At 58.6% G+C, this 24054-nt stretch carries 18 protein-coding genes; 10 read left to right on the top strand and 8 right to left on the bottom strand.

Annotated features, from left to right (window positions below; genetic code table 11):
* Positions 1–63: 63 nt before the first annotated feature.
* Positions 64–315: a regulatory protein SipA gene (gene sipA, locus RRF56_RS07335; RefSeq protein ID WP_317036983.1), complete on the top strand. Its 252-nt coding sequence runs from the start codon at positions 64–66 to the stop codon at positions 313–315.
* Between the two features lie 29 nt (positions 316–344).
* Here the strand turns inward: sipA and RRF56_RS07330 are convergent, their stop codons facing one another.
* Positions 345–701: a hypothetical protein gene (locus tag RRF56_RS07330; RefSeq protein ID WP_317036982.1), complete on the bottom strand. Its 357-nt coding sequence runs from the start codon at positions 699–701 to the stop codon at positions 345–347.
* A 254-nt stretch (positions 702–955) separates the two neighbouring features.
* Positions 956–1132 carry a hypothetical protein gene (locus RRF56_RS07325; protein ID WP_317036981.1) on the bottom strand — a complete coding sequence of 59 codons (177 nt, stop codon included), beginning with the start codon at positions 1130–1132 and terminating at the stop codon, positions 956–958.
* Between the two features lie 301 nt (positions 1133–1433).
* On the opposite strand from RRF56_RS07325, the gene RRF56_RS07320 reads away from it, so the two are divergent.
* The 4 genes from RRF56_RS07320 to guaD all read left to right on the top strand — a co-directional run bounded on the left by RRF56_RS07320 (position 1434) and on the right by guaD (position 6052).
* Positions 1434–1907 carry a hypothetical protein gene (locus RRF56_RS07320; protein ID WP_317036980.1) on the top strand — a complete coding sequence of 158 codons (474 nt, stop codon included), beginning with the start codon at positions 1434–1436 and terminating at the stop codon, positions 1905–1907.
* Between the two features lie 162 nt (positions 1908–2069).
* Complete coding sequence (glgA, locus tag RRF56_RS07315) at positions 2070–3545, top strand: glycogen synthase GlgA (RefSeq protein WP_317036979.1); 1476 nt, start codon at positions 2070–2072, stop codon at positions 3543–3545.
* A gap of 203 nt (positions 3546–3748) precedes the next feature.
* The gene (locus RRF56_RS07310) at positions 3749–4603 is read left to right on the top strand and encodes a tetratricopeptide repeat protein (protein WP_317036978.1); all 855 of its coding nucleotides are present in this window, start codon (positions 3749–3751) and stop codon (positions 4601–4603) included.
* Positions 4604–4690: 87 nt separating this feature from the next.
* The gene (gene guaD / locus RRF56_RS07305; RefSeq protein ID WP_317036977.1) at positions 4691–6052 is read left to right on the top strand and encodes a guanine deaminase; all 1362 of its coding nucleotides are present in this window, start codon (positions 4691–4693) and stop codon (positions 6050–6052) included.
* A 79-nt stretch (positions 6053–6131) separates the two neighbouring features.
* Here the strand turns inward: guaD and kaiC are convergent, their stop codons facing one another.
* The 3 genes from kaiC to RRF56_RS07290 all read right to left on the bottom strand — a co-directional run bounded on the left by kaiC (position 6132) and on the right by RRF56_RS07290 (position 9203).
* Positions 6132–7688, bottom strand: coding sequence for a circadian clock protein KaiC (gene kaiC, locus RRF56_RS07300; RefSeq protein ID WP_317036976.1), 1557 nt, complete (start codon positions 7686–7688; stop codon positions 6132–6134).
* Positions 7689–7922: 234 nt separating this feature from the next.
* Entirely contained in the window at positions 7923–8237 is a 315-nt protein-coding gene (kaiB, locus tag RRF56_RS07295) for a circadian clock protein KaiB (RefSeq protein ID WP_017301921.1), read from the bottom strand.
* Positions 8238–8312: 75 nt separating this feature from the next.
* Complete coding sequence (locus RRF56_RS07290; protein ID WP_317036975.1) at positions 8313–9203, bottom strand: circadian clock protein KaiA; 891 nt, start codon at positions 9201–9203, stop codon at positions 8313–8315.
* A gap of 181 nt (positions 9204–9384) precedes the next feature.
* Between RRF56_RS07290 and RRF56_RS07285 the strand changes: the two genes are divergently transcribed.
* Entirely contained in the window at positions 9385–11472 is a 2088-nt protein-coding gene (locus RRF56_RS07285; RefSeq protein ID WP_317036974.1) for a HAMP domain-containing sensor histidine kinase, read from the top strand.
* A gap of 137 nt (positions 11473–11609) precedes the next feature.
* Positions 11610–15287, top strand: a complete 3678-nt coding sequence (locus RRF56_RS07280) for an EAL domain-containing protein (protein ID WP_317036973.1) — start codon at positions 11610–11612, stop codon at positions 15285–15287.
* A 73-nt stretch (positions 15288–15360) separates the two neighbouring features.
* Here RRF56_RS07280 and trpA read toward each other — a convergent pair whose 3' ends face one another.
* From trpA to ndhL, 3 genes are all read right to left on the bottom strand, one after another.
* Positions 15361–16155: a tryptophan synthase subunit alpha gene (gene trpA, locus RRF56_RS07275; protein WP_317036972.1), complete on the bottom strand. Its 795-nt coding sequence runs from the start codon at positions 16153–16155 to the stop codon at positions 15361–15363.
* 132 nt (positions 16156–16287) lie between these two features.
* Positions 16288–16593 (bottom strand): DUF3007 family protein, encoded by a 306-nt coding sequence (locus RRF56_RS07270; protein ID WP_317036971.1) that lies wholly within the window; start codon positions 16591–16593, stop codon positions 16288–16290.
* Between the two features lie 6 nt (positions 16594–16599).
* Entirely contained in the window at positions 16600–16842 is a 243-nt protein-coding gene (gene ndhL / locus RRF56_RS07265) for an NAD(P)H-quinone oxidoreductase subunit L (RefSeq protein WP_410510544.1), read from the bottom strand.
* A gap of 631 nt (positions 16843–17473) precedes the next feature.
* Here ndhL and RRF56_RS07260 point away from each other — a divergent pair.
* The 3 genes from RRF56_RS07260 to RRF56_RS07250 are packed head-to-tail and all read left to right on the top strand — an operon-like array spanning position 17474 to position 24020.
* Positions 17474–18400 carry a hypothetical protein gene (locus RRF56_RS07260; protein WP_317036969.1) on the top strand — a complete coding sequence of 309 codons (927 nt, stop codon included), beginning with the start codon at positions 17474–17476 and terminating at the stop codon, positions 18398–18400.
* Positions 18397–21939 carry a TonB-dependent receptor gene (locus RRF56_RS07255; RefSeq protein WP_317036968.1) on the top strand — a complete coding sequence of 1181 codons (3543 nt, stop codon included), beginning with the start codon at positions 18397–18399 and terminating at the stop codon, positions 21937–21939. The genes RRF56_RS07260 and RRF56_RS07255 overlap by 4 nt, the downstream gene beginning before the upstream one ends.
* Positions 21936–24020, top strand: coding sequence for an OmpA family protein (locus RRF56_RS07250; protein ID WP_317036967.1), 2085 nt, complete (start codon positions 21936–21938; stop codon positions 24018–24020). Before RRF56_RS07255 ends, RRF56_RS07250 begins: the two co-directional genes overlap by 4 nt.
* The last annotated feature ends 34 nt before the right edge of the window (positions 24021–24054 follow it).

Raw genomic sequence — 24054 nt, 5'->3', positions numbered from 1 at the left:
TTGGTAGGGCGGTTTGAGGAGATTGGGTTAGGGCTGTATTGAGACGTTGACCCAGAGTTTGCTATGACCGCTGAATTTGCCGTGGGCGATCGCGTTCGGTTAGCCGCCGCCCCACCCTACCTCAAAACCGCCGACCCCATGCCTATGCTGCGCCCTGCCGATACCCTCCCAGTGGGGGCTGAGGGGGTGATTCTCAGCCGCCGCCCAGGAGGATATTGGGGCATCAAGTTCGACAAAGGTGCCTTCTTGCTGGATAGCCAGTTTCTAGAACCGGCAGAAGCCCCAGCAGACCAGGCTGCCGGAGCTTCTGAGTAAGCTCGTTTAGAGCTAGAGCCATCGCTATATTAAGCCGAGGGTGCTTCGGCCTCGGGCTCAGCCGCTGCGGGAGATACCTCGGTTGCGTCAGCAGCCGGTTCTGCCCCGGCTTCGTCGGTGACGGCTTCGTCGGTGGACTCTGCGGGCAATTCTTCAGGCACTTCTTCAGCCTTAGGCTTGGGCTTGGGGCCGCGCATCAGGGCCAGTGGCACTGCGGGGGGCCGATCGCGCTCATCGCGATCGCGACCTCGTCCTCCCCCGCTGCGTCGGCCCTTGCCGCCACGGCGCTCCTCGCTGCCGCCGCCGCTATTACTGCCTTCAGTTACGCCCACCGTGATAATTTTTTTCTTGGGCTTCTCAGGGGAAGTTTCCGGAGTGTCTGCCATGACTTTACAGTAGTTAACGTCGTGGAGATCTTACCGTGAATTTGGTCTGGGTTTCGAGAAAGCCTAACTCTCCGGCCTGCACAAATCAGCCTCAAAAGCACTCTCTTGCTGAAATCGAGAGTTCAGGATAGCCTCTCCCTCCGCTAGGGCGATCGCGGCTTTCCGGGGCAGAAAACCACTGGTGCGACGCTATGCCGCCTAGCCCGCTTAGGGTTAGACTCTAGCGGTCTTAGCGGAGGGGCACGTTAGGTGATCTAATCAACAACTCGCAGTCTTCCCTGACTGAGAGCATCATAAAGCCGGTTGATGAGCGCTGCATCCTTAGGGCTTAGATCGCGCTGAGAAAACATGGCCATCAACTTCTGCTGATCGCTGCGGGTCAAGCGGCGGGCTGCGAACATTCTTTCGATGGTCTGCTCGAGGTTTGACATGGTAGCGCACTTTGATTGGTCAATCGTAGTCGCTGGAGGGACTACACACCAGTTTGGGGCGTTTCCCCAGAAACTATAACGCTTGTATAGTAACCTGATTCTAAAATCCGACAAGGGAAGATGCCATCGGCGAGATAACTTATTAATTCACCCAATCTGCACGATCGCTCGATGACAGACTAGTATTTTTACGGTCCCCCTTGCCCAGCGGGTGCTTTGTCGGGCTTGTGGCCCGGTATTCCCCTAAAACATAGATTGCACCGAGTATACTCGTGCTGTGGAGGTATGGATTCCATCGCTAATGCAATATCTGGCAAAGGTTCAAAAAAAAGCCTTCCTCGGCGGTGCAGAACTTTTGCTGCTAGCCGAACAGACCTCTGACTCGACTTGGTCGTTGCTGTCTTCGGAGCGCATCGTCGAGACTACCCGATTGCTGGCCTTTCAAGAAGGCAATTTGGTCCTGATTGAGCTAGATAACCTCAACCAGATCTCGACGGTGCAAGATGCCACCCCCTGGGTGTTGGGCTTAGTTGAGCACTACCTGGCCTATGGGGTTACCCCAGAGGCTCTAGAGCAAGAAATTGAGCGCGCCGAGCGCTGGCGACAGTCGCTTACCCTCAAAAGCCAGGAGGTAGACCGCCGTGCCCTCGAAACCGCCGCCCGCCGCGATGAGATTCAAGAGCTAGAACGCAATCTGAAGCAAGAGCGCGAAGAGCTAGAAACCCGTTGGCAGGCCCTGGAGCAGATCCAGCCGGAGGGGAAGACGGAAGAGTAATCGGTGATAGGGGGATAGAGATGATTCCCGCTTCGGTTTCGCCATCCACCCCTTTACCCATCCACCCCTCTCCCCTCAGATCTCTCCCCAGACGCTTGCCTCTGCCCCAACATCCTGATTGAATAGGGGCATCAAAATGAGCTTTGATCACGGGGAGACCTCATGTATATCGTGCAGATTGCTTCGGAATGTGCTCCTGTCATCAAGGCTGGTGGTCTGGGCGATGTGGTCTATGGTCTCAGTCGGGAGCTAGAAAATCGAGGCCACTGTGTCGAGCTAATTCTGCCTAAGTACGACTGCATGCGGTACGACCATATTTGGGGACTGCATGAGGCCTACTGCGATCTGGTGGTGCCTTGGTATGGCACCGATATTCGCTGCGACGTCTTGTGCGGCTGGGTGCACGGGCGGCTGTGTTTCTTTATTGAACCGAAGTCGTGGGAGATGTTCTTCAACCGGGGCTGCTACTACGGCTGCGACGATGATCCTATGCGGTTTGCCTTCTTTAGCAAGGCGGCGATGGAGTTTTTGCTGCGCAGCAATAAGCGCCCCGATGTGATTCACTGCCATGACTGGCAGACCGGGCTGATTCCGGTGATGCTGTTTGAAATTTATAAATACAACGGCATGGAGTTTCAGCGCACGCTGTACACCATCCACAATTTCAAGCACCAGGGCTTTGGCGGCAACGAGATTTTGGCGGCCACGGGGCTAAATCGGCCTGAATATTACTTTCAGCCCTACCGACTGCGTGATGACTTCAACCCCTTTGCGATCAACTTTATGAAAGGGGGAATCACCTACGCTAACCATGTCAACACGGTGTCGCCCTACCATGCCTGGGAGGCACAGCATACCGATCAGGGCTTTGGCCTGGGGCATACGCTGCATACCAACCAGCATAAGTTCTCGGGCATTCTCAACGGCATTGACTACGAGGTGTGGAACCCTGAGGCCGATCGCTACATTCCGCACCACTACGGTCTAACAACCTTTGAAGACAAGGCGCTAAATAAGAAGGAACTGCGCGATCGCCTGCTGCTGCGCCAGAGCGACAAGCCTCTGATCGCGTTCATTGGCCGTCTAGACGACCAGAAAGGCGTTCACCTGGTGCACCATGCGATGTACCATGCCCTGGCGCGGGGAGCCCAGTTTGTGCTGCTGGGGTCAGCCACGGAGAAGGGCATCAACGACTGGTTCTGGCACGAAAAGCTCTTCCTCAACGATAATCCAGACGTGCATTTAGAGCTGGGTTTCAACGAAGAACTGGCTCACCTGATCTATGCCGGGGCCGACATGATTGTGGTGCCTAGCAACTTTGAACCCTGTGGGCTTACCCAAATGATCGGTCTGCGCTACGGTACTGTGCCGATTGTGCGCGGTGTGGGGGGGCTGGTGAACACGGTGTTCGACTGGGATTACGATGCCCTCCATGAGCCCGATGAGCGCAACGGCTTCGTCTTTTTCCAAAGTGACAATGTTGCCCTAGAGTCGGCGATGAACCGCGCCCTCGATACCTGGGAGAATGCGCCCGACACCTTTCGCCGCATTGCTCAGCAGGGCATGGAGTATGACCTGTCGTGGAAGCATCCTGGGCAAGACTATGTCAACCTGTATGAGTATGTTCGCCATAAGTAACCGGCAATGGGCGCACCCGTAGTGGGCTTTCTCCTTGGCGTAGCGATCGCTACGGGTCGCCAGCCTATCTCCTCCGTAGATTTTCCCTGAGGAAAAATACTGACTTGGTTGGGCTAGGCCTGTGACAGCAGGTTGAGCGAATGGCGATCGCCCCTGTGAAATGGGCAACCTGGGCTTAAGCCCACCACTGGGAATCGTTAGCGATGCCCCCTGATCGAATGTCTGCCAAAACTGACATTACTCTGTCTCAACTGACCCGCGCTGAACTGCTGCGGGGCCAAGGTCATGCTCTCTATGCAGTTGGTCGCTACAGTGATGCCCTGGTGCGGTTTCAAGCCGCCCTTGCCCTCAACGATCGAGATCATGAGGTCTGGACGCTCCACGGGTTTTGTCTGGCGGCCCTCAAGCAGTTTGAAGCGGCGATCGAAAGCTTTAACCAGGCCATGGCTCGGTGCCCCCGCCACAGTCTGGCCTGGCACGGCAAGGGCCACGCCCTGGCCAAACTCAGCCGCTTTGAAGAAGCTGTCACTCACCTAGAGCAAGCGGTAAAACTCAACCCCGACGACAACAAAGCCTGGTATAACTTGGGGACGGCCCAAAACCAGCTGCGGCGCTACAAAGATGCCGTCACCAGCTTTGAGCAAAGTATCAGGCTCAACCCCCAAGACCACCGAGCCCGCTATAACCAGGGAGTGGCCTTAGGCGGTCTGCACCGCTACCCGGAGGCGCTCCAGGTGTTACAAAAGGCCCTCGACCAAAAGCCCAATGCTCACTACATCTGGAATCAACGGGGCACGGTGCTCATTCAAATGGGGCGCTACACCGAAGCCATCGCCAGTTTTGATATTTCCCTTAGCCACCAGGCCGACAACCCCAACGCCTGGTACGGTAAGGCTCGTACCTACGCTATGGTAGGCAACCTCGAGCAAACCCTAAAAAATTTGTACCGCACCTTTGTCCTCAGCCCCTACATGTACCGGGTGATGGTGCAAATCGATGCTCATTTCGATGGGCTGCGCTATCACCCACGCTTTCAGCAACTGATCGATACTCAGTAGCTCATCCCTGCTGGCTGCCGTTAGTTTGGCTGCTCAGAGTATGATCAATCGGCATTACTAATTGGGCATCGCCAAAAGGGCAACACTATGGAGCATCAACCGGAACGGCCAGTCAGCCAGGGTACTGTCGCTATCCGGGGAGCGTTGCTGGACTGTATTGGAGATCCGTTTTACCAGCCAGAAGACCAGGCCGTCCGCTATTTTGCCGATGGGTTGCTGCTGGTGCGCGAGGGCCAGATTGAAGCAGTAGGGGCTTACAAAGCCCTAGCGGACCGGGTGGGCGATCGCCCCTTGATCGACCATAGCGGCAGCCTGATCATCCCTGGCTTGATCGACACCCATATTCACTACCCCCAGACGGGCATGATGGCATCCTACGGCGAGCAGCTGCTGGAATGGCTAGAGCGCTATACCTTTCCCACTGAGCGTAAATTTGCCGACCCGGCCTACGCTCGGCAGGTGGCAGACCTCTTTTTAGACGAACTGCTTAAAAACGGCACCACCACCGCCCTGGTGTTTGCGGCGGTGTTTCCGGCATCAGTCGATGCTTTTTTTGAGGCGGCTGAGGCCCGTCACCTGCGGATGATCAGCGGCAAGGTGATGATGGATCGCAACGCCCCCGATTATCTCTGCGATACAGCCCAGTCCTCCTACGAGGAGTCGAAGGCGCTAATTGAGAAATGGCACGGGCGTGGGCGATTGCTTTACGCGGTTACGCCCCGGTTTGCTGCCACCTCCACCGAAGCTCAGCTCAAACTGGCGGCCAAGCTGCTGGATGAGTTTCCCGATGTCTACCTGCACACCCATCTGTCGGAAAACGTCAGCGAAGTCGCCTGGATCAAAGAACTGTTTCCCCAGTATGACGGTTACCTGGATGTGTACGACCAGACGGGGTTGGTGCGATCGCGATCGCTGTTTGCCCACGGGGTGCAACTCACCGACGATGAATTCCGGCGGCTCTCCGAGGCCAAGGCGGCGATCTCGTTCTGCCCCACCTCTAACCTGTTCCTCGGCAGCGGCCTGTTTCGCCTTGAGCAGGCCAAAAACCCTGAGCACCCAGTCAAGGTGGGCCTGGGCACCGACGTGGGCGCAGGTACTAGTTTCTCCCTGCTGCAAACCACTAACGAAGCCTACAAGGTGGCCCAGCTGCGAGGGCAAAAGCTCTCGGCCTTTAAGGCGCTGTTTCTTGCCACCTTGGGCGGAGCGAGGGCGCTGTGCCTAGAGGATAAACTGGGCAGCTTTGACTTGGGCAAAGAGGCCGACTTTGTGGTGCTCGACCCCCAGGCGACACCGCTGCTGGCCCTGCGCAATCAGGGAGGTATTCCTCAAACGTTGGCAGCCCTGGAAGATCTGCTGTTTTCGCTAGTGATTATGGGGAGCGATCGCGCCGTTGCCGCCACTTATATTATGGGAGAGCGGGCCTACTCGTCTAAGGTGGCCAGCCTGTAGAGACAGGCTTATGGCATAGCCGTCCTGCTGTCTCCCCTCTCCCCTATGGAGTGGTGGGCATTGCCTCCTATTGCCCATCCTACAGATCTGAGTCGCCCTGCACGCCCTGAATAATCCGTGATAGCTCGCTCTTTTCATCCACCGAGATCCGGGTGGGCGAGCCGCTGATGATCCGCTCCAGGTTGCGGAAGGAGTCTTTAATATCTGGCCCCTGGCTGTTGATGGTGTACTCGCGAATGCCCTTGTCGTGCCACGAGCCGCGCATCTTAAACACGTTGATTGCCCGCGACAGTTCGCCCCGCACCTCGACGTATTGCAGCATCAAAATGGTGTCGGTAATGGTCGAAATGTGCGACTCGGTGATCGAGTGCAGCCCCATAAACTGCTCGGTGGTGTTGGTGAAAAAGCCCGTGATCTCCTCCTGCTTAGCAAACCCCGTTACGCCAATCACAAACTGGCGGAAGGAGTTGTTGCTGACGCCGCGATCGAGCGCCGAGAGCGAGTCGATCGCCACCCGGGAGGGCTTAAACTGCGAGATCTCAGTCTTAATGATTTGCAGGTGGTCTTCAAGCCCCGCCGATTCCGGGTAGGCGCAGATGATTTTCAGTAGTCCCTGCTCCTCCATCGCCTCAAAATCAACCCCCCAGGAGTAGGCGTTGCGGGAGAGCTGAGCGCGGGATTCTTCGTAGGCAAACAAAATCGCCCGCTCGCCGCTCTTGCAGCCATCGACTAAAAACTTGCTCACCAGCAGGGTTTTGCCCGTGCCCGTGGCCCCAGTGGCGAGAATGATTGAGTCTTTGAAGAAGCCGCCGCCGCACATTTCGTCCAGCGTCGGCACCCCCGACGACACCCGCGCATTGGACGATCGCTGGGTCAGCTGCATGGCCCCCAGCGGGAAAATATTGATGCCGTCGTTAGTAATGGTAAAGGGGTACTCGCCTTTCATGTGGGTAGTGCCCCGCAGCTTGAGAATCTCAATGGTGCGACGGCGACGCTCCCCCTCTAGGGCGTTGCGCACAATCACTACGTTGTCAGAGACAAATTCTTCAACGCCAAAGCGGGCCACCGGGCCGTACTCGTCGAGGCGTTCGGTGGTCATGACCGTGGTCACCCCCATTTGTTTCAGGCGAGCCACCAGGCGAAAAATTTCGCGGCGCACCACGGAGGCGGCGTCGTACTGCTGAAACACGGCCGTCACCGAGTCGATGGAGACGCGCCGGGCCTTGTACTTGCGAATGGCGTACTGAATGCGCTCAATCAGGGCTGAGAGGTCGAAGTTGCCCACCACGTCCTGGCCCTCGGGGTCGGGAGAAGCATCGAGGATGAACAGCCGCCCCTCATCGACTAGACGCTGCAAATCCCAGCCAAAGCTGTAGGCGTTTTGAATAATGTCTTCGGGCGACTCTTCAAAGGTAACCAGTACCCCAGACTCGTCAAACTCAGTAATGCCGTTGTAGATGAACTGCACCGCAAACAGGGTTTTCCCCGTCCCTGAGGTGCCGCTAACCAGGGTCGATCGCCCTGCTGGCAAGCCACCGTGGCTAATGTCATCGAAGCCTTCCATCATCGTGCGAATCTTTCGCACACCGGGAGGATGGGAAGAAGGCTGCAAATCGTTCTGGTCAGAGTCTGTCATGGGAGGTGATTTAACGTTGTCGGGCAGGAAACCGCCCTTAATAAAGTACTAGACATCCTGAGGAATAAGCATACCCCGAACCGGTTGATCCATCGGTTTTAAGCCAACTGCCGCCCCCTGGCCCGTAGACCGCTGGGCGCAACCCAGACTAACCGTGGCCCTGCGGCTGCGCATGCTGTCTGGTCTACTGGCCCTCAGCTCTGGCGCTCAGGGCGATCGCCTCATTACCCTGGCTTAACCGTAGATGTCGTCTTCGCGCAGCTCATCGTAGAGCAGATCGAGGCCAATTAACACTCGCTCTCGGTCAGACAAATCGCCGATGATCTTGCGCACCGGTGGCGGCAGAATTTTGGCTAAGGTGGGGGTGGCCAAAATCTTGTCTTCTTCCGCCAGCTGGGGGTTTTTCAGGACGTCGATCACCTTGAGGGCGTAAACTCCCTGAAACTCTTCTTCCAAAATGTTGTTTAACGTCTTGAGGGCTCGAATTGAGTTGGGAGTGTTGCCTGCGACGTAGAGCTTAAGGATATAGGTCTTTTTCACGGAACTCATGGAACGCTCTGGGTACAGGGACAAAACTGAGAGTCTCGAGTGATTATATCCAGTTATTTGGGGTGACTTTGGTGTTTAAGGCTCGCGGGGAATTGAACGTCGATACATTTCGCACAGATGAGCGATCACATCGATCAGGGTGAGGCGGTAGTCCAGCAAAATTTCTTCACTGCGCCCTTCGAGCTTAAGCTGCTTGGCAAACTGATCCATCAACTCCATATGAATTTCAACGATTTGGGCCACCGAGATGTCGGCCATAAACGCCTCATCCACAAAGTCATCGATCAGCTGATTGAGCTTAATTTTGGGGTCTTTAGCAAAGTAGCCCAAAACAATGATGCGGTAGTTGGCCTTGAGCTCACCTAGAAACGCCCGGCGATCCTCCTGGCTCATATGGCGCAAAAAATGGCTGGAGTTACGCTTATAGTAGATGCCGAGATACCCAAGTCGGTCCTTAAGTTTTTCCGTCAAGCGATGTTGCTGGGCGCTCAAACTATCTGACAGGGCAGCCGGTTGATCAACCGGAGTGGAGGTTGGTGCAGCCTGTTGGGGTTGGGGTAGCCGTAGAAATTCTTGAATCGCGTTTTGAATGACTCGATCGAGCTGAGAGATCACCTTGTCAGCGCGATGCACTACGGCTCCAGGGTAGGCCTCAGCTCCGGTGATAGGTATTGCGTCAATCTCGGAAGATGCGTCGCTTGTAGGGGTATCTGCCTGGCCAATCAGCACAACCACCGGCAGTTTGAGGCCAAGCTGCATGAGTGCCGGGCGCAGCGCCTGCTCCCAAACCTGTCCATCAACCACCAGGCAGTCAGGCAGATCGGGGCGACTCTGTAACCAATCGAGGGCGTCATCAAGCACAGTGGTTTGATGGACGACGTAGCGGCTCGAGTCGAGATTTAACTCAGGAACCTGCTTAACCTGATCACCGTGGGTCAGGATATAAATCTGAAGGGGAGCAACCAAGGGGCGATAGATAATGAGCAGGACAGGGAAATGCCAGGGCAAGATGGCTAAGAACCGATCTCGGTCAGCCCAGACTACACCAGCCTAGGAAGTATCGGGATATTGTCAATTGTAAAGGGTGGTTGTCAGAATACGGCCTGCCCCTTCAACCTGGAACCAACCCTTTAGGGGAATTGAGCCGATGGCACTGCCGCCCCTTGACTATTTTTTGATTGCTGTACCGGCCTATGCTCTGGCCGCCCCGATTGGCAAAATTATTCAGACCCTAGAGCAACCGGAGACCGTGGCGTTAAGTCACATTGTGGTGATCGATGACGAGCATCGTCCGCTGGGGGCGATCGCCCTGGGGCGGCTGTGGGTCGAACACCAGAGCCGGTTGACGACCCTAGAGGCTAATGCGGCGGAGCTGCGGCTGTTTGACTGTCAAACCTGGCTAGAGCCGGTGATCGACGTAGCGGTTAGTCAGACTGTAGAGGTTTCGGCCTTGGCGGCCCTGGCGGCGTTAGCCCAGGCCACGCCGACGCCAATGCTAGTTGTTGTCGATGCCGATGGGCAGTATCTGGGGGTGCTCAATCTAGTGCGGCTGCTGGGCTGGCTGGCAGAGGGTGCCAAAACCCAGGGAGGAGCTGCCACAACTTCTTTGACCCCGGCCCAAAATACACCGAGCCTAGCTCAGGTGCAGGGAGCGCAGCGGGCTTGGGTGCTGGAGCTGAGCCATGCGCTCAAAACCCCGATTACGACACTATTGGGGCTGTCTACCCTGCTGCTAGACCATCGGGTGGGCTCCTTGAGCGATCGCCAGTTTCGCTACGTCAGCCTGATGCGCCAGGCTATTCGCAAGCTCACGAGCCTGGTCAACCTACTGCTCGACTGGATGCGGCTGGAGTCAGACCAGATTCACCTCAGCCTGGAGCGGGTGAGCCTTCAGCCCCTAGTCGATGACCTGGTGCCCAGTTTTCTCAATGCTCAGCTAGAGGCCGCAACGCCCTCCTGGAGCCAACGCTTTAAAGTGTGTCTGGCCAGTACCCAGGGCTGGGTGATGGCCGACCCCCTGCGCCTGCGCCAGAGCCTGCACTACGGTTTGAGCTATCTGCTTGCCCACGGGGCCGAGCCCGGTGGCCTAGTTATCGAGCATTGGGGAGCCTGGTTGGGGTTTACCCTTTGGAGCCACCAGTGCGCCTCTGGGGTAGCGCTTTCTTTAGATACCGGTTTGCCTAGCGAAGCGCCTCTCCAAAATGTCTTCCAAAACGACCCCCAGGCCGACCCCTGGGTAGACCCGCAGACTCTCCAGGGGCTTGGGCTCAGCCTAGCGCAGCGGCTGAGCCAACTCCACGGGGGCGAGGTCAGCAGCCTCAACACGCCCACCTGGGGCTGCCGCATCACGGTGTTGTTGCCCGCTCCTATTGCCCTAGATAGCTCTGAGACAACGGTACTGGTGCTGCTCGCCTGTGCAAGTAAGACGGTGGTTGAGCAGGTCTACGGCAGCCTGCGGGGCACCGATTACCGCCTAATAGTAGCCCCCTGTTGTCAAACGCTGATGACCATGCAGGCTCGTCTGAAACCCCGATGCACCCTGCTGCATTGGGAGTCATTGCCCGATGCTCCCGCCAGCGCTGCGGCTCGCCAGGCTCTAGAGCAGCGGCTTGGGGTCGGAAAACCTGTGATCTTGCAGTCTTCTAGGGGTGGGGCGGAGGCCGATCGCTCGGGACCAGAGGAGGTTGAACCCGAGCACCTAGACCCAGAGGCTCGGACGGTGATCGATGGGGCGACACTGCCGGTCACCACGCTCTTGACAGAGACCATTGCCCAGGGGTTGCGGCCATTGCTAGATCAGCATTGTCAGCCGTCGCCCTTGCCGCCGCCGCCCACTGGACTAACCATGCTGCTGCTGCGTCCTTTGGGGGCTGGCGATGTCTCCAGCGCACTGCCGACTCCGGTGCAGATCTGGCTCCAACGCTACCGTTGTCGCCTGCTTCAGGTCGATGACCTAGAGCAGGCCAGTCTCCTCAGCCGAGTGTGGCAACCTCACGCCCTAATTTTAGACAGAACTGAACCGGCATCTCTAGGTGATTTGCAGGCCCTGGCCCGCTACGCCGATCTGGCTCATCTGCCCCTAGTGAGCCTGGTCACCACCAACCTCGAGAACGCCGCTGGGGCGCTGGGGCTGAAGCTGGTGTCATGTCCCGAGGTGCTCAACCAGCCGCCGGCCCAGGGAGGCATGAGCTTAATTCAAGCGATCGCTCTGCTTCAGACCCCCGCACAACGCTAGGGCCTACCGTCTAGTTTTGCCGCTCAGGCAGAATTTAGGGCTAAAGGGTAGCGTGGGTCATCATTCTCAGCGGCAACTTTGGGCATATTGAGACCACTGCCGTGGGGCATCGCTCTCGCCACGCTACGCAGACTACCATGCAAGATCCCGAGTTCCCCTGTCCTAGCGCTCCGATCGCTGGCCTCCCCCCCCAGGTTGCCCCAACGGCATCTCCGCTCAACCCAACTATTGCCCTCGGTTTGCAGCCAGGGGCAGCGGCTTCTCAGCGACTGATTGATGTGCTGCCGGGTATTGTATTTCAGGCCGAGGGCGATGCGGCCTGGTCAATGCGCTACCTCAGCGCGGGCTGCCAGACTCTGACTGGCTATTCTGCCGCCGAGCTGCTGTGCCCAGACCATCCTGTGTCTTACAACAGCATGACCCATCCTGAAGACCTACCTCGGGTGTTAGCGACCATCCAAACGGCGATCGCAGGCGAGCAGCCCTACGAAGTGGAGTATCGTATTCATCCCCGCAATGGTAGTGAGAAGTGGGTTTGGGAAAAGGGCTCACCCATGCTTGATGCCCAAGGTGGCGTCAACGGCATCGAGGGATTTATTACTGACATTACACCCCTCAAGCAGTCAGAGGCCGCCCTGCGCCTGGCCGAGCAAACCCTCAAAGCCCGCGAAGACCTGCTTGAACTGGTGCTTGATGGCATTCCTCAACCGCTGTTTTGGAAAGATAGCCAGGGGCGCTACCTGGGGTGCAACCAGGCCTTTGCAACGGCGGTAGGGTTGGCGACCCCTGGAGAGATTGTCGGGATGACTGACACCGATATTCCTCATTTAGGCGCTAAGGAGGCGGCCTACCGTACCGCCCGCGATCGCCTGGTGATGGCCCAGGGCCAAGCCGACCTCCATGCGATCGAGCCCTATCTCTATCCCGATGATCGTCAGGGCTGGGTCGATTCCAGTCGCTTACCCATATATGACCAGACGGGATCTGTCATCGGCGTGCTCTGCACCTTTGCCGATATCACCGCGCAGCTTGCTGACCAGCAGACCCTGCGGCGGCGAGAGCAAACCCTGGCCACCCTGGCCGAAATTCAGCGGCAGCTTTTGGCCTGGCAGGGAGACTGGCAGGATGGCCCGATCGCTCAAATGTTTGCCACCCTAGGGGAGATCTCTGGGGCCAGCCGTGTTTACTACTACGAAATTGAAACAGGCAATAGTCAGGAGGGCGAAGCTCAGGAGCTTTACCAGCGGATCGAGTGGTCAGCCCCCGAAGTGGTCGCGACTAGCGACATCCCCGGTTTTCAGGTGATGCCGATCGCGCCACTCTTCCTCGACTGGTACGCCCAGCTCAGTCAGGGGCAGGTGATCAATCTGGTGGAGCGTGACTTTTCTGACCACCAGCGCCAGGTGTTGGTGGCTCCGCCTAGCGGAGTACAGTCGATTTTGCTGCTGCCCCTGCTGATTCAAAACCAGCTTCAGGGGGTGATGGGGTTTAGCAACTGTACCGCCCCCCACCCCTGGGGCGAGGCCGAGGTAGACCTGCTGCGGGTGGTGACCGCCGATTTGGCCCTGGCCCTAGAACGTCGCCAGAGCGAGCTGTCGTTAAAGCAAGCTGAGGCAAAGTACCGCAGTATTTTTGAAAATGCGGTAGAAGGCATGTTTCAAAGCACCCTAGACGGCCAGTATCTGACCGTCAACCCTATGCTGGCGCGGCTCTACGGCTACGCATCGCCTGAAGATTTAATTCAAAATCTCACCGACATTAACCATCAGCTCTACGTCCAGCCGAGCCGTCGCCAAGACTTTATCGATCTAATGCGAGCCAGTGAGGCCGTGCTGGGTTTTGAGTCGGAGGTGTACCGCAAAGACGGGGCGATTATCTGGATCTCGGAGTCGGCTCGGGCGATCTACAACGGCAGTACCCTAATTGGCTATGAGGGGACTGTCGAAGATATCACGGCTCGAAAACGAGGCGAGGCAGCTATTTTGCGCCGCGATCGCCTGCTGCAAGGCGTGGCCGAAGCCAGCCAATGTCTGCTCACGACCGCCGATGTCCACCAGGCCATTCCCCAGGTGCTGGCCCTGCTCGGTGCCGCTGCCACCGCCGATCGCACCTATGTCTACACCCACCATCCCCAGTCGGCAACGGGGGAACCGGCCCTGTCGATGCGCTATGAATGGACTAGCGCCAATACTACGCCCAGCCTTGATCAGCGCCACTGGCAAGGCCAGAGCTACCGGGCGCTGGGCCTAGAGCGGTGGTACGCCATCTTAAAAACTGGCGAGTCGATCTGCGCCCTGACCCAAGACCTACCCCCAGCCGAACAGGCTCTGCTATTGAAAGACAATGTGTTGTCGATTTTGATGGTGCCTATCTTTACTGACGCCAAACTGTGGGGCTACATTGGCTTGGCTGCCTGCCACGAAGCCTGGGAGTGGAGCACCAGTGATGAGTCAATTTTACTGGCGGTGGCCGCCAGTTTGGGGGGCGCACTCAAACGCCAGAGCACCGAAGCCCAGATGTGCTACCAGGTCTACCATGATGCCCTGACAGGGCTCCCCAACCGCGCTTTTTTTGACCAGCATCTTCCCCAAGCGATCGCTCGCACTAGCCAGACTAAGCAAATGCTGGCGGTGCTGTTTCTTGACCTAGACAACTTCAAGACTATCAACGATACCCTCAGCCACGCCGTTGGCGATCTGCTGCTTCAGCAGGTGACCCAGCGCATCAGTGCCGCCCTGCGCGGTGAAGACATTGTTGCCCGCTGGGGTGGCGACGAATTTACGCTAATTTTGCCAAACCTGGCCAGCTCCAGCGATGCCGCTAATATCGCTCGTCGCATTGCCAACCAGCTGACCTCGCCGTTTTTGCTGCACAACCATGAGCTGCACGTCACCGCTAGCATTGGCATTGCCCTGTTTCCCGGAGACGGCCAGGATATGACCACGCTGCTGCAAAATGCCGATGCCGCCATGTACCGTGCTAAGCAGCAGGGGCGCAACAACTATCAGTTTTACACCCAGAGCCTGAGCACCGAGGCAGCCCAACGACTCAAGGTAGAAAGCTATCTGCATCATGCTCTGGGGCGGGACGAATTCACCCTCTACTACCAGCCCCAGGTGAATACCATTACCGGAAATGTGGTGCAAATGGAGGCCCTCTTGCGGTGGCAACACCCTTTGCTGGGTCTGGTCACCCCAAGCCAATTTATTCCGCTAGCTGAAGAAAACGGGTTGATTGTGCCCATTGGTGAATGGGTATTGCACACCGCCTGTGCCCAAATCATGGCCTGGTATCGAGTGGGGCTGCCGCTGATCAAGCTGGCGGTCAATCTATCGGCCCGGCAGCTTCAACATCCTAAACTGGTGGACATCGTCACCCAGGTGCTGGCCCATACCGGCCTGCCCGCCACTCATCTAGAGCTAGAAATCACCGAAACAGCCGCGATGGCTGACATGGCTGCTTCCATTGAGCGCCTGCGAGAGCTGCGTCTGCTAGGGGTCAAAATTTCGATGGATGACTTTGGTACCGGCTACTCGTGTCTCAGCCACCTCAAGCAGTTTCCCCTCGATGGTATCAAGATCGATCGCGCCTTTGTGCAAGATCTACCCCATAGCCCCGCTGACCAGGCCATGGTCAAAGCCATTATTGCGATGGCCGAAGGGCTGGCCCTCAGCGTGGTTGCCGAAGGGGTGGAAACCGTCGAGCAACGTGACTGCCTGCACCAGCTGGGCTGTAGCGAAATGCAGGGCTATTTGTTCGGTCGGCCCCAGCCAGCAGATACAGCCATTACCCGTCTGGGTTTGGTTCAGGCCTAGACGAGCAACCGCATGCCCAGAATAGGGTCGGAGGAAATGAGGAGGCTGGAGTCAGGGCTGGCTGGGGACGCTGCTAGGCCAAGGCTGCCTTGAGGCTGCGGCAAAAGTCGCCAATGTTGTGCAGAGCCGTCTCGGGCGGATCGGCTACCAACCGTTTCACAAAGGCGCTGCCAACAATCACGCCGTCGGCTCCCCAGGCCTTGAGCTGACTGGCCTGGTCGGGGTCAGAGACGCCAAAACCCACCCCGATGGGCTTGTCGGTGGTTTGCTTGAGGCCATCAATCAGGTCTTTGACGCGGCTTTGTAGTTCGCTGCGCACCCCGGTCACACCAGTGACGCTAACCAGGTACACAAACCCCTGGGCCTGGGCTGCGATCGCCTGAATTCGGTCCTGGGGTGAGGTGGGGGCCACCAGCAGGGTGACGTCAATGTTCGCCGCTGCCGCTGCGGTCAATAGCCCTTCGACTTCTTCGAGGGGCAGGTCGGGCACCACTAGCCCCGCTACCCCGACCGCCCCAATATCGGCCATAAATTGCTTAATGCCCCGATTCAAAATTGGGTTGTAATAAGTAAACAAAATTAGCGGCGCACTGAGCTCCGGGCTGAGGGTTTTGACCATAGCCAACACGGCATCAAGGGTGACGCCTTGGGCCAAAGCACGGGTAGCCGCCGCCTGAATCACCGGGCCATCGGCCAGGGGGTCTGAATAGGGCACCCCCAACTCAATAAAGTCGGCTCCGTTTTGGTCGAGCACCCGCAGAGCCGCCGCCGTGGTTGCCAAATCGGGGTCGCCAGCGGTCACAAAAGGAATCAGGGCGCACTCGCCCCGGGCTTGCAATTCACGGAAGCGATCGGAAACAAGGGCCATAGCGGGTACCGAAGGTCTCTCTCCATAGGGGGTGGGCCAACCATCAGCCCAATAGAGCACTCTAGAGCAAGAGGGAGATTACGTCTATGGCCGATGGAGGGCGGGGTTGGGGTTTAGGACTTGAGGCGTTGTTTACTTGCCGTTGTCTTGGTCGAGTTTTGCTTGCAGGTCGGCTAGCTGCTCGGGGCTGAGTTCGTCAAGGCGACGCTGAAGCACGGCTGACTCGTAGTCATCCATTTGTTGGTTGAGGGTCATGTTGCGGGTGACAACTCGTAGCAGGTAGCTGGCCAGCCAGGCCACGACCCCCCCCACCATCACGGCCTGACTCCAGATGCCGGCTGAAATACCGTCTAGGCCAAACAGCCGAAAGCCGACAAACAGCCCGCCTCCAGCTAGAAAAATGCCAATGCCAATGGCAATTACATCAATGCGTCGCATGGCCCCTCAAGAGTTTAGATCGCGAGGCTGGGGCCGGAAATTCAAAAATGGGCTAAACAGCAGCATGCCTGGGAAGAAGGCAAACACCAGTCCGTAGAGCAGGGTGCGTTCGATCGAACCGGCGATGTACCAGCGCTGCCTTGCGTAAAAAATTAGCGCTAGGGGGACTACCAGCAGGTAGACGCCGGCGATACCAGCGTAGACTCCCGCCGCCAGTAAAAAATCATTTGATAGGGCTGGCATGGTCATTAGTGATGTTTCCCTAACCTGTCTTGCAGAGCGCGACGTGACTTCAGCACCCCGCTTACTCCAAATCATAGTGCTTCTAGGGCAATTGTAAAGGAGGCCTGGCAAAGGGGCGATCGCAAAAGGCAGCTAAGAGCTCGTTCGCTGAAGGGCCTCTGTCAATAGTTCACCAAAGTAACTGAGGTTGTCAGTCAGCCGCAGATTTTAGAGAAGGATGATGCGTCGTCCCCTGTTTATCGGCCGCTTTACGGCCGATAAACGCATGGTTTTCCCCGCCCTTATAACTTTCATATAACCTCTGTGGTACGGTCCTTTCGGATTTTGGCCTGTGAACCGAGTCATTCTTCGGCTTGCCACAGCAGCTTAAAACCCATTTGCTTAGCGTAATGTCAGCGCTATTGAAGGCAAAGCAAGGAATCTTTACGGCTTTTCTATGTGTAATCACTGAACTGCTGATATGATTCTTCCGAGGTTTGACAAAAAAGTGGACTTGGCATCGTTAGAACTACGGAGTTCAAGAGAACTACTGCGTTAGAACGACAAAGCTTTAGCCCCAATGGAGTGACAGGGCAGCAGATCGGCATGGGCTGAATTCTGCTGCCAGTGGTGTGAGGAGTTGTCTCAGAGGGTTGGTGTGAGGCGTATTCAGCGAAAACTGTACCGGGGGCTGCTCTTCTTGCTGGCCCTGGTTTTGAGCTATGGCCTCGGCCATATGGGGGCATCGCCGCCGGTGGCTCAGGCTCAGAGCCGGATTTTTATTAACCAGGCGGTAGCGCAGTTCGATGGCCCCCAAGGGCCAGTCACAACCGCCTCTAATGAGACGCGGGTTGGGGAGAATATTGCCCCGCTGCAAATCGTTAAGACTGCCGATCGGGCCGCTGCCGAACCAGGGGATGTGGTGGTCTATCGGCTGCTGATCACCAACCCCTCTAGCCGGGTGGCCACACCGCTTACGGTGACCGACCAGCTGCCCCGAGGGCTGCAATATGTGCCCAACTCGGTGCAAACGACACCCTTGCTGCCGACTCAGCAGGTGCTCACCGACAGCAGCTTAACGCTGACCTTCGCTGCCCTCGACCCCGGGGCATCGGTGTCGGTGGCCTATGCGGTGCTGGTTACCCCCGATGCGGTGCGCGGTGATGGCCGCAACGTTGCTCAGGCGGCGGCTCCGGGCTTTGCCCCAGTGTCGGCTCCCTTCCAGCTAACTATTCGCCCCGGCATTGTGTCTGACTGCGGCACCATTGTGGGCCGAGTATTTGTCGATAGAAACTTTGACGGTCAGCAGCAGCCTGGCGAACCTGGGGTGCCTAATGCAGTGGTCTTTATGGACGATGGCAACCGCATTTTGACTGACCCAGACGGGCTCTTTTCCCTGGCCAATGTGCTGCCGGGATACCGAGTCGGCACGCTAGACCTGTACAGTCTGCCGGGTTATACCCTGGCTCCTAACCTCTATCGCATCGAAGAAAATAGCGCCTCTCGCTTTGTGCGCTTGTCACCGGGTGGCCTAGGCCGCATGAACTTTGCCGTTACACCAACCTTTGGGGAGGAGCAGTCATGATGTTTCTGTCTTCTCGTCTGGCGTCTCGATCGCTAGGGTTGGGGCTGTTAACTACGCTAACGGGGTCGCTGGGGGTCTTGCTGCCCGCCCAGGCCACCCCTGAAACTCTGGGTACAGCAGCCGATTTGGCCCCCGCTGCCCATTCGGGGGCGCTGGTAGATAGCGTCGCTCTGTCTGAGCCTGGGGCCTCGGCTCCAGCGGTAGTCACCGATCAGGCGCTGGCTTGGGAAAGCTCGGAACAGGCGATCGCAGAATCTACCGTGCTCCCGATGGGCTACTTGCCCGAGGTGACTGCCCCCGCCACTGCTCTGCCGGGCACGGCTGTGCCCCTGGCCAACCGCCGCGAAAATTCTGAGCTGTTTGAATTTCAGTTTGGCGGCGATCAGCTGCCCCTCAGCCCGCCGCCCACCCAGCCCCTAGCGCCCGTGGTGGCTCAGCCCGAAGCGGTGAGCTATCAGCTGACCTTGACCCCCGAGCGTGAGGTGCAAATTCCGGCCAACGGGCGATCGGCGCTGACTCTGGTGGGGGCGGTGACGACCGCTGACGATCAGCCCCTAGAGGGTGATGTGGTGGTCACCCTGACCAGCACCGCTGGAGAATTTATTGGAGCCGACTACGATCGCGATCGGGCTGGGTTTCAGGTGCTGGCTCGCCAGGGTGAATTTCGAGCCCAGCTGCGCTCTACCCTCGATGCCCAGCCTGCCACCGTACGCGCCACCATTGATGGCAGAACGCTGCGGGCCTTTGACCCCAGCTTGCGAGAGGGATACCCGGCTTTAGACGCCAGCACCCAGGTGAGTTTCTTTACCGATCTGCGCCCCACGATTATTTCTGGGGTAGTTGACTTTCGAGTGGGCCGGGGCGGCACTAACCTGCTGGGTAGCTTTAGAGATTTTCTCAACCCCGACGCCCTCAATCAGGATGTGGAGGTGAGCTTTACTACCGGGCTGTTTGCCACGGGGGCCTTGGGCGACTGGCTGTTTACCGGGGCCTACAACAACACCCGCGGCCTCAACGATCGCTGCGATGGCCGCAGCCTCTACCGTGACGTGCAGGCCTGTGACCAGACCTACCCGGTGTACGGCGACAGCTCTACCACCGACTTTCTCACCCCCTCCATCGACAGCCTTTACCTGCGGTTTCAGCGCGACTCGCTAGTGCCTGATGCCCGGCCCGACTACTTTATGTGGGGCGACTACGGCACCCAAGAGTTTGCGGGCCGGTCGCAGCAGTTCACCGCTACGGTGCGCGAGCTCCATGGCTTTAAGGGCAATTACACCTTTGGCAATGGTCTTCAGCTCACCGCCATGTACGGCGACAATGTGCGGCCCTTCCAGCGCGACACCATTGCCCCCGACGGCACCAGCGGTTACTACTTTTTGTCGCGGCGACTGGTGCTGCGGGGTAGTGAGAATGTGTTCATCGAAGCCGAGGAGTTCAATCGTCCCGGCACCGTGCTTGAGCGCACCCCCCTCTACCGGGGCGTCGATTACGATATCGACTACGATCGCGGCACCCTGCTGTTTCGTCAGCCCGTGCGCGCCATTGACCTCAACCCCCTGGGTACCACCCTGGTCAAGCGCATCGTCGTCACCTACCAGGTCGACGACGCTTCGGTGAGTGGCAGCCTCTACGCCGGGCGACTGCAATACCAGCCAGCCGGCGAGAACGGTGGGGTAGTCGGGGCCTCTCTGCTGAGCGAAAACCAGGGAGCCCAAGACTTTACCCTCTACGGGGTCGATTTCCTCTGGCCCCTAGGCGATTTGGGCGAAGTCACTGGCGAATTTGCCCGCTCGACCTTTAACGCTGGCACGATTAACAACCAGGGCAACGCCTACCGCATTGAACTGAGCGGCACCCCGTTTGAGGGCATCACCGGCCAGGCCTACTACCGGGCCACTGACAGCGGCTTCAACAACACCGCTACCAGCACCTTTCGCCCAGGGCAAACCCGCTGGGGCGGGCAGGTGCAGGCCCAAGTCGGCCCCCAGACCCAGATTCGCGCGATCATCGATCAAGAGCGCAACCTGGGCACAGCTACGGCCATTCAAACGGCGGCCTCAGGGCTGCTGCGGCCCGGCCAAAATGCGATTCAGGGAGGGCAGATCGATAACACCCTGACCGAGCTGCGGGCCGGAATCGCGCAGCAGTTTGGCAGTGCCACCCTAGGGATCGATTTCGTTAACCGCAACCGCGACGATCGCATTGCCAATACGTCGACCAATGCCAATCAACTGGTGTCGCGGCTGAACCTGCCCCTCACCGCTACCCTCAGCGCTCTGGCCCAAAGCGAGCTTAACCTGGGCACCACTGACCCTCTTTACCCCACCCGCAATGTGGTAGGGCTAGAGTGGGCGGTGCAGCCCGGTGTTAGCCTGCGCTTGGCCCAGCAGTTTCTCTCGGGGGGCAGCGGGCCGGGGTCGGTGACCAGCCTCGACACCCTGGTCGATTACGAACTCGACGACAACACCACCCTCACCAACCGCTACTCGCTGTTAGGGGGCTATAACGGGGTCACAGGCCAGGGTGCGATCGGTCTAAACCACCGTCTGGCCTTGGCTCCGGGGCTGCGGGCCACCTTTGGCTTTGAGCGCATCTTTGGCGATGGCTTTAACTTGACCGGGGCTGGGCAGCAGTTTGCCCAACCCTTTGCCGTGGGCCAGGGAGCCTCTGCCCTGGGCATCCAGGCCGCCACAGTCTACTCGGTGGGGCTAGAGTATACCGACAATCCCGACTGGCAGGCCAGCGGGCGGGTTGAGTACCGCGATTCGCCGGGAGCCAGCAACTTAGTGTTGGGGGCAGCGGCAGCGGGGCGAATTTCTGACTCTTTGACGGGGCTGGCTCGCTTTGACCTGGGCAACTTTGCCAACCAAACCATCACCGATCGCCTGGGCAATAGCAGCAGCCTGCGCCTGGGGCTGGCCTACCGCAACCCGGTGAGCGATCAGTTTAACGGATTGCTCAGCTACGAGTTTCGCAACAACCCCAGCAGCACCCCCGACAGCATTCTTCAGGGAGTGAGTTCTGAGGCTCAAGACCACACGCTGTCGCTGGAGGGCATTTATGCCCCCAACTACCAGTGGGAGTTTTACAGCAAGTATGCGCTGCGGGCTAGCTCCGCTAATCTGGCCCAGGATTTTGGCTTCTCGAACACCATTCACCTGGCTCAGCTGCGGGCTACCTACCGCTTTGCTTTCCGGTGGGATGTGGGGGCCGAGGTGCGCTACGTGGGGCAGCCGGTGATTGGCTACAACGAAACCGGCTTTGCTCTCGAAGCGGGCTACTACCTCACCCCCGATGTGCGGCTGGGGTTGGGCTACAGCTTTGGGGCGGCCAACGATGGTTCGTTTACCGGGGGCGGCGGCTACCGCTCGGCCAGTGGCCCCTACTTTGGCATTACCGCCAAGGTCAACCAGTTGTTTAACAGTTTTGGCGTGCAGCCGGTGTCGCCGCCCCAGCAGCAGGATTCTTACGTAGACCAAGAGGCCCTGATCGACAGGCCCGATGTAACGGGCATGGCCCCAGGAGGTGAGCAATGATTCAGCGACAGTGGATAGGATGGGGCGCGATCGCCTTGGTAGCGCCTGGAATCGTCGGGATCATGGCTCCGGCCCTCGGGCAGGAAGGGCTAACGGCCTACAGCTTAGTGGTCACCAGCCCCCTAGATGGCCCCGTAGAAGCCGACACAGCGCTGACCCTGCGGGAAGCCTTGGAACTGGCCAATGGCACCCTCACCCCCGAGGATCTGAGCGAGGCAGAACAAGCTCTGGTGGAAGCATTGCCGGCGGGCCAGGGGTCTCAGATTAGCTTTGCCCTGCCTGACGGGCAAACCGCGATCGCCCTGGTCGATCTGCTGCCCGAGATTGTTGTCCCTAATCTGGTGATCGACGGCACCACCCAGGCTGGCTACGATGCCGAGGCAGGGCTCGATCCTAAATTTCCGCCTGCGCCTGCGGTCAGTTTGACGGTGGCTGAGGGCAGCGAGGTGGCTCGCGGCCTCACTATTGCCGCCGACGGGGTGACGGTGCGCGGGCTGAGTATCTATGGCTTTCGCACCAGCGATCGCGCTACCCAAACTACGCCGCCTTCCGATATTTTTGTCAGCGCCCTGGCTCCACCGGTCGACGCCAGCCCCCTCAGCCCAGTGCTAGGGCTGTTTCGCCTAGAAGAACCGGAGGCCGCCCCGCGCGGGGTGGTAATTGAGCAAAACTGGCTGGGTTTGCCCCCCGATGGCGAGTTTCCGGCGGTGCCCTCGGCCTTTGGGGTGACGGTATTTAACGCAATGGAAACTACCATTCGCAACAACCGCATTCAAAACCACGACGGCAGCGCCATTATTACGGGCTTTCGAGCCGACGGTTTGCAGGTGAGCGAAAACGCCATCATTGGCAACGGCCTGGCGGGCATGCCCGACGCTATTCGCCTAGAAGGCACCATTGCCGACAGCGCCATCACCGACAACTTGATCTGCGCCAACGACGGCAGCGGCATCTATCTGTTTAAGCCCGAAGGGTCGGCCCAGATCACCGGCAACGCCATTCAGTACAACGGGCGGCGGTTTGAGCGGGCGGCGGTCTACCTAATGGGCAGCGATCACCAGCTCAGCGACAACTTCATTGGCTACCAGCCGGGGCCAGGGGTGGTGGTCACCGCCTATCCCGAGAGCCACCGCAACCTCATGCGGGGCAACCGCTACGCCGAGCTTGACGGCCTCGCCATTGACCTCAACACCCAGGGCAATACTGGCGTCCAAGACTTTCAAATTGGGGATGGACCAAACCCACCCCGCAATAGCCACCATCGCCGCCGCGAAACTGGCAACGCGGCGATTAACGCTCCCCAATTTGACAGCTACACATTTACCGCGGGGGCTGCCCAGGTGAGCCTGACTGGCACCGCTGATCCAGGTACTGAGGTTGACCTCTATCGAGTTGAGGAGCCGGGGTTTCCCTACAGCCCTCTGACCGAGCGCTTGGGCACGGTGACTACCAGTCCCGAGGGCCGCTTTAGCGCCAGCTTGACCCTGCCGCCCGGAACTCGGGTGAGTGCGATCGCCACCGATCCGGCCTTTGGCACCTCAGAACCTGCCGCCATCGCAGCTGTGGCCGCCGCCGATGGCACCGTGCCCCAGCTGCCTGCTTCCCCCCTAGAGCTGCCCAACTGCGATCCGCCAGTGCCGCCTCCGGCTCCCGAACCCGCCGAGCCGCCTGCGCCCCTAGAACCCCTGCGACTCGAGATTCCGCGCAACATTCACTTTGCCCTCGATCGCTCTAATATCAGCTCCGAGAGCGCAGCGGTGCTCGACCAAATTGCGGCAACTCTATTGGAATATGACTTCCTCACCGTAGAGCTGCACGGCCACACCGACCCCCGCGCCAGCGCCGCCTATAACCTGGCCCTGAGTGAGCGCCGCGCCCTCGCCGCCCGCGACTATCTGATTCGCCGAGGCGTACCCCTAGAGCGGATGCGGATTGTGCCCTTTGGCCTCACCCAGCGCCGCAGTGATGAACGTTCGCGGCTGGCCTACGCCCGCGATCGCCGGGTGGAGTTTATCTTCACCGACCTGCGCGGTCTAGAGATTATCTTTGTCGACCAAGAGGCTGACCTCCAGCTTGAGTAAAAACAGATCCCTGTGTGACCTGCAAGTGCCTTAT

It is taken from the genome of Nodosilinea sp. E11, assembly GCF_032813545.1.
In the GTDB taxonomy this organism is placed as follows: Bacteria; Cyanobacteriota; Cyanobacteriia; order Phormidesmidales; family Phormidesmidaceae; genus Nodosilinea.
Note: the sequence above shows the minus strand (reverse complement) of the source record. Positions and strands in the feature narration are given on the sequence as shown.

Coding starts and splice junctions, on each gene's coding strand:
- sipA (WP_317036983.1), top strand. CDS start 64: ATGACCGCTGAATTTGCCGTGGGCGATCGCGTTCGGTTAGCCGCCGCC.
- RRF56_RS07330 (WP_317036982.1), bottom strand. CDS start 701: ATGGCAGACACTCCGGAAACTTCCCCTGAGAAGCCCAAGAAAAAAATT.
- RRF56_RS07325 (WP_317036981.1), bottom strand. CDS start 1,132: ATGTCAAACCTCGAGCAGACCATCGAAAGAATGTTCGCAGCCCGCCGC.
- RRF56_RS07320 (WP_317036980.1), top strand. CDS start 1,434: ATGCAATATCTGGCAAAGGTTCAAAAAAAAGCCTTCCTCGGCGGTGCA.
- glgA (WP_317036979.1), top strand. CDS start 2,070: ATGTATATCGTGCAGATTGCTTCGGAATGTGCTCCTGTCATCAAGGCT.
- RRF56_RS07310 (WP_317036978.1), top strand. CDS start 3,749: ATGCCCCCTGATCGAATGTCTGCCAAAACTGACATTACTCTGTCTCAA.
- guaD (WP_317036977.1), top strand. CDS start 4,691: ATGGAGCATCAACCGGAACGGCCAGTCAGCCAGGGTACTGTCGCTATC.
- kaiC (WP_317036976.1), bottom strand. CDS start 7,688: ATGACAGACTCTGACCAGAACGATTTGCAGCCTTCTTCCCATCCTCCC.
- kaiB (WP_017301921.1), bottom strand. CDS start 8,237: ATGAGTTCCGTGAAAAAGACCTATATCCTTAAGCTCTACGTCGCAGGC.
- RRF56_RS07285 (WP_317036974.1), top strand. CDS start 9,385: ATGGCACTGCCGCCCCTTGACTATTTTTTGATTGCTGTACCGGCCTAT.
- RRF56_RS07280 (WP_317036973.1), top strand. CDS start 11,610: ATGCAAGATCCCGAGTTCCCCTGTCCTAGCGCTCCGATCGCTGGCCTC.
- trpA (WP_317036972.1), bottom strand. CDS start 16,155: ATGGCCCTTGTTTCCGATCGCTTCCGTGAATTGCAAGCCCGGGGCGAG.
- RRF56_RS07270 (WP_317036971.1), bottom strand. CDS start 16,593: ATGCGACGCATTGATGTAATTGCCATTGGCATTGGCATTTTTCTAGCT.
- ndhL (WP_410510544.1), bottom strand. CDS start 16,842: ATGACCATGCCAGCCCTATCAAATGATTTTTTACTGGCGGCGGGAGTC.
- RRF56_RS07255 (WP_317036968.1), top strand. CDS start 18,397: ATGATGTTTCTGTCTTCTCGTCTGGCGTCTCGATCGCTAGGGTTGGGG.
- RRF56_RS07250 (WP_317036967.1), top strand. CDS start 21,936: ATGATTCAGCGACAGTGGATAGGATGGGGCGCGATCGCCTTGGTAGCG.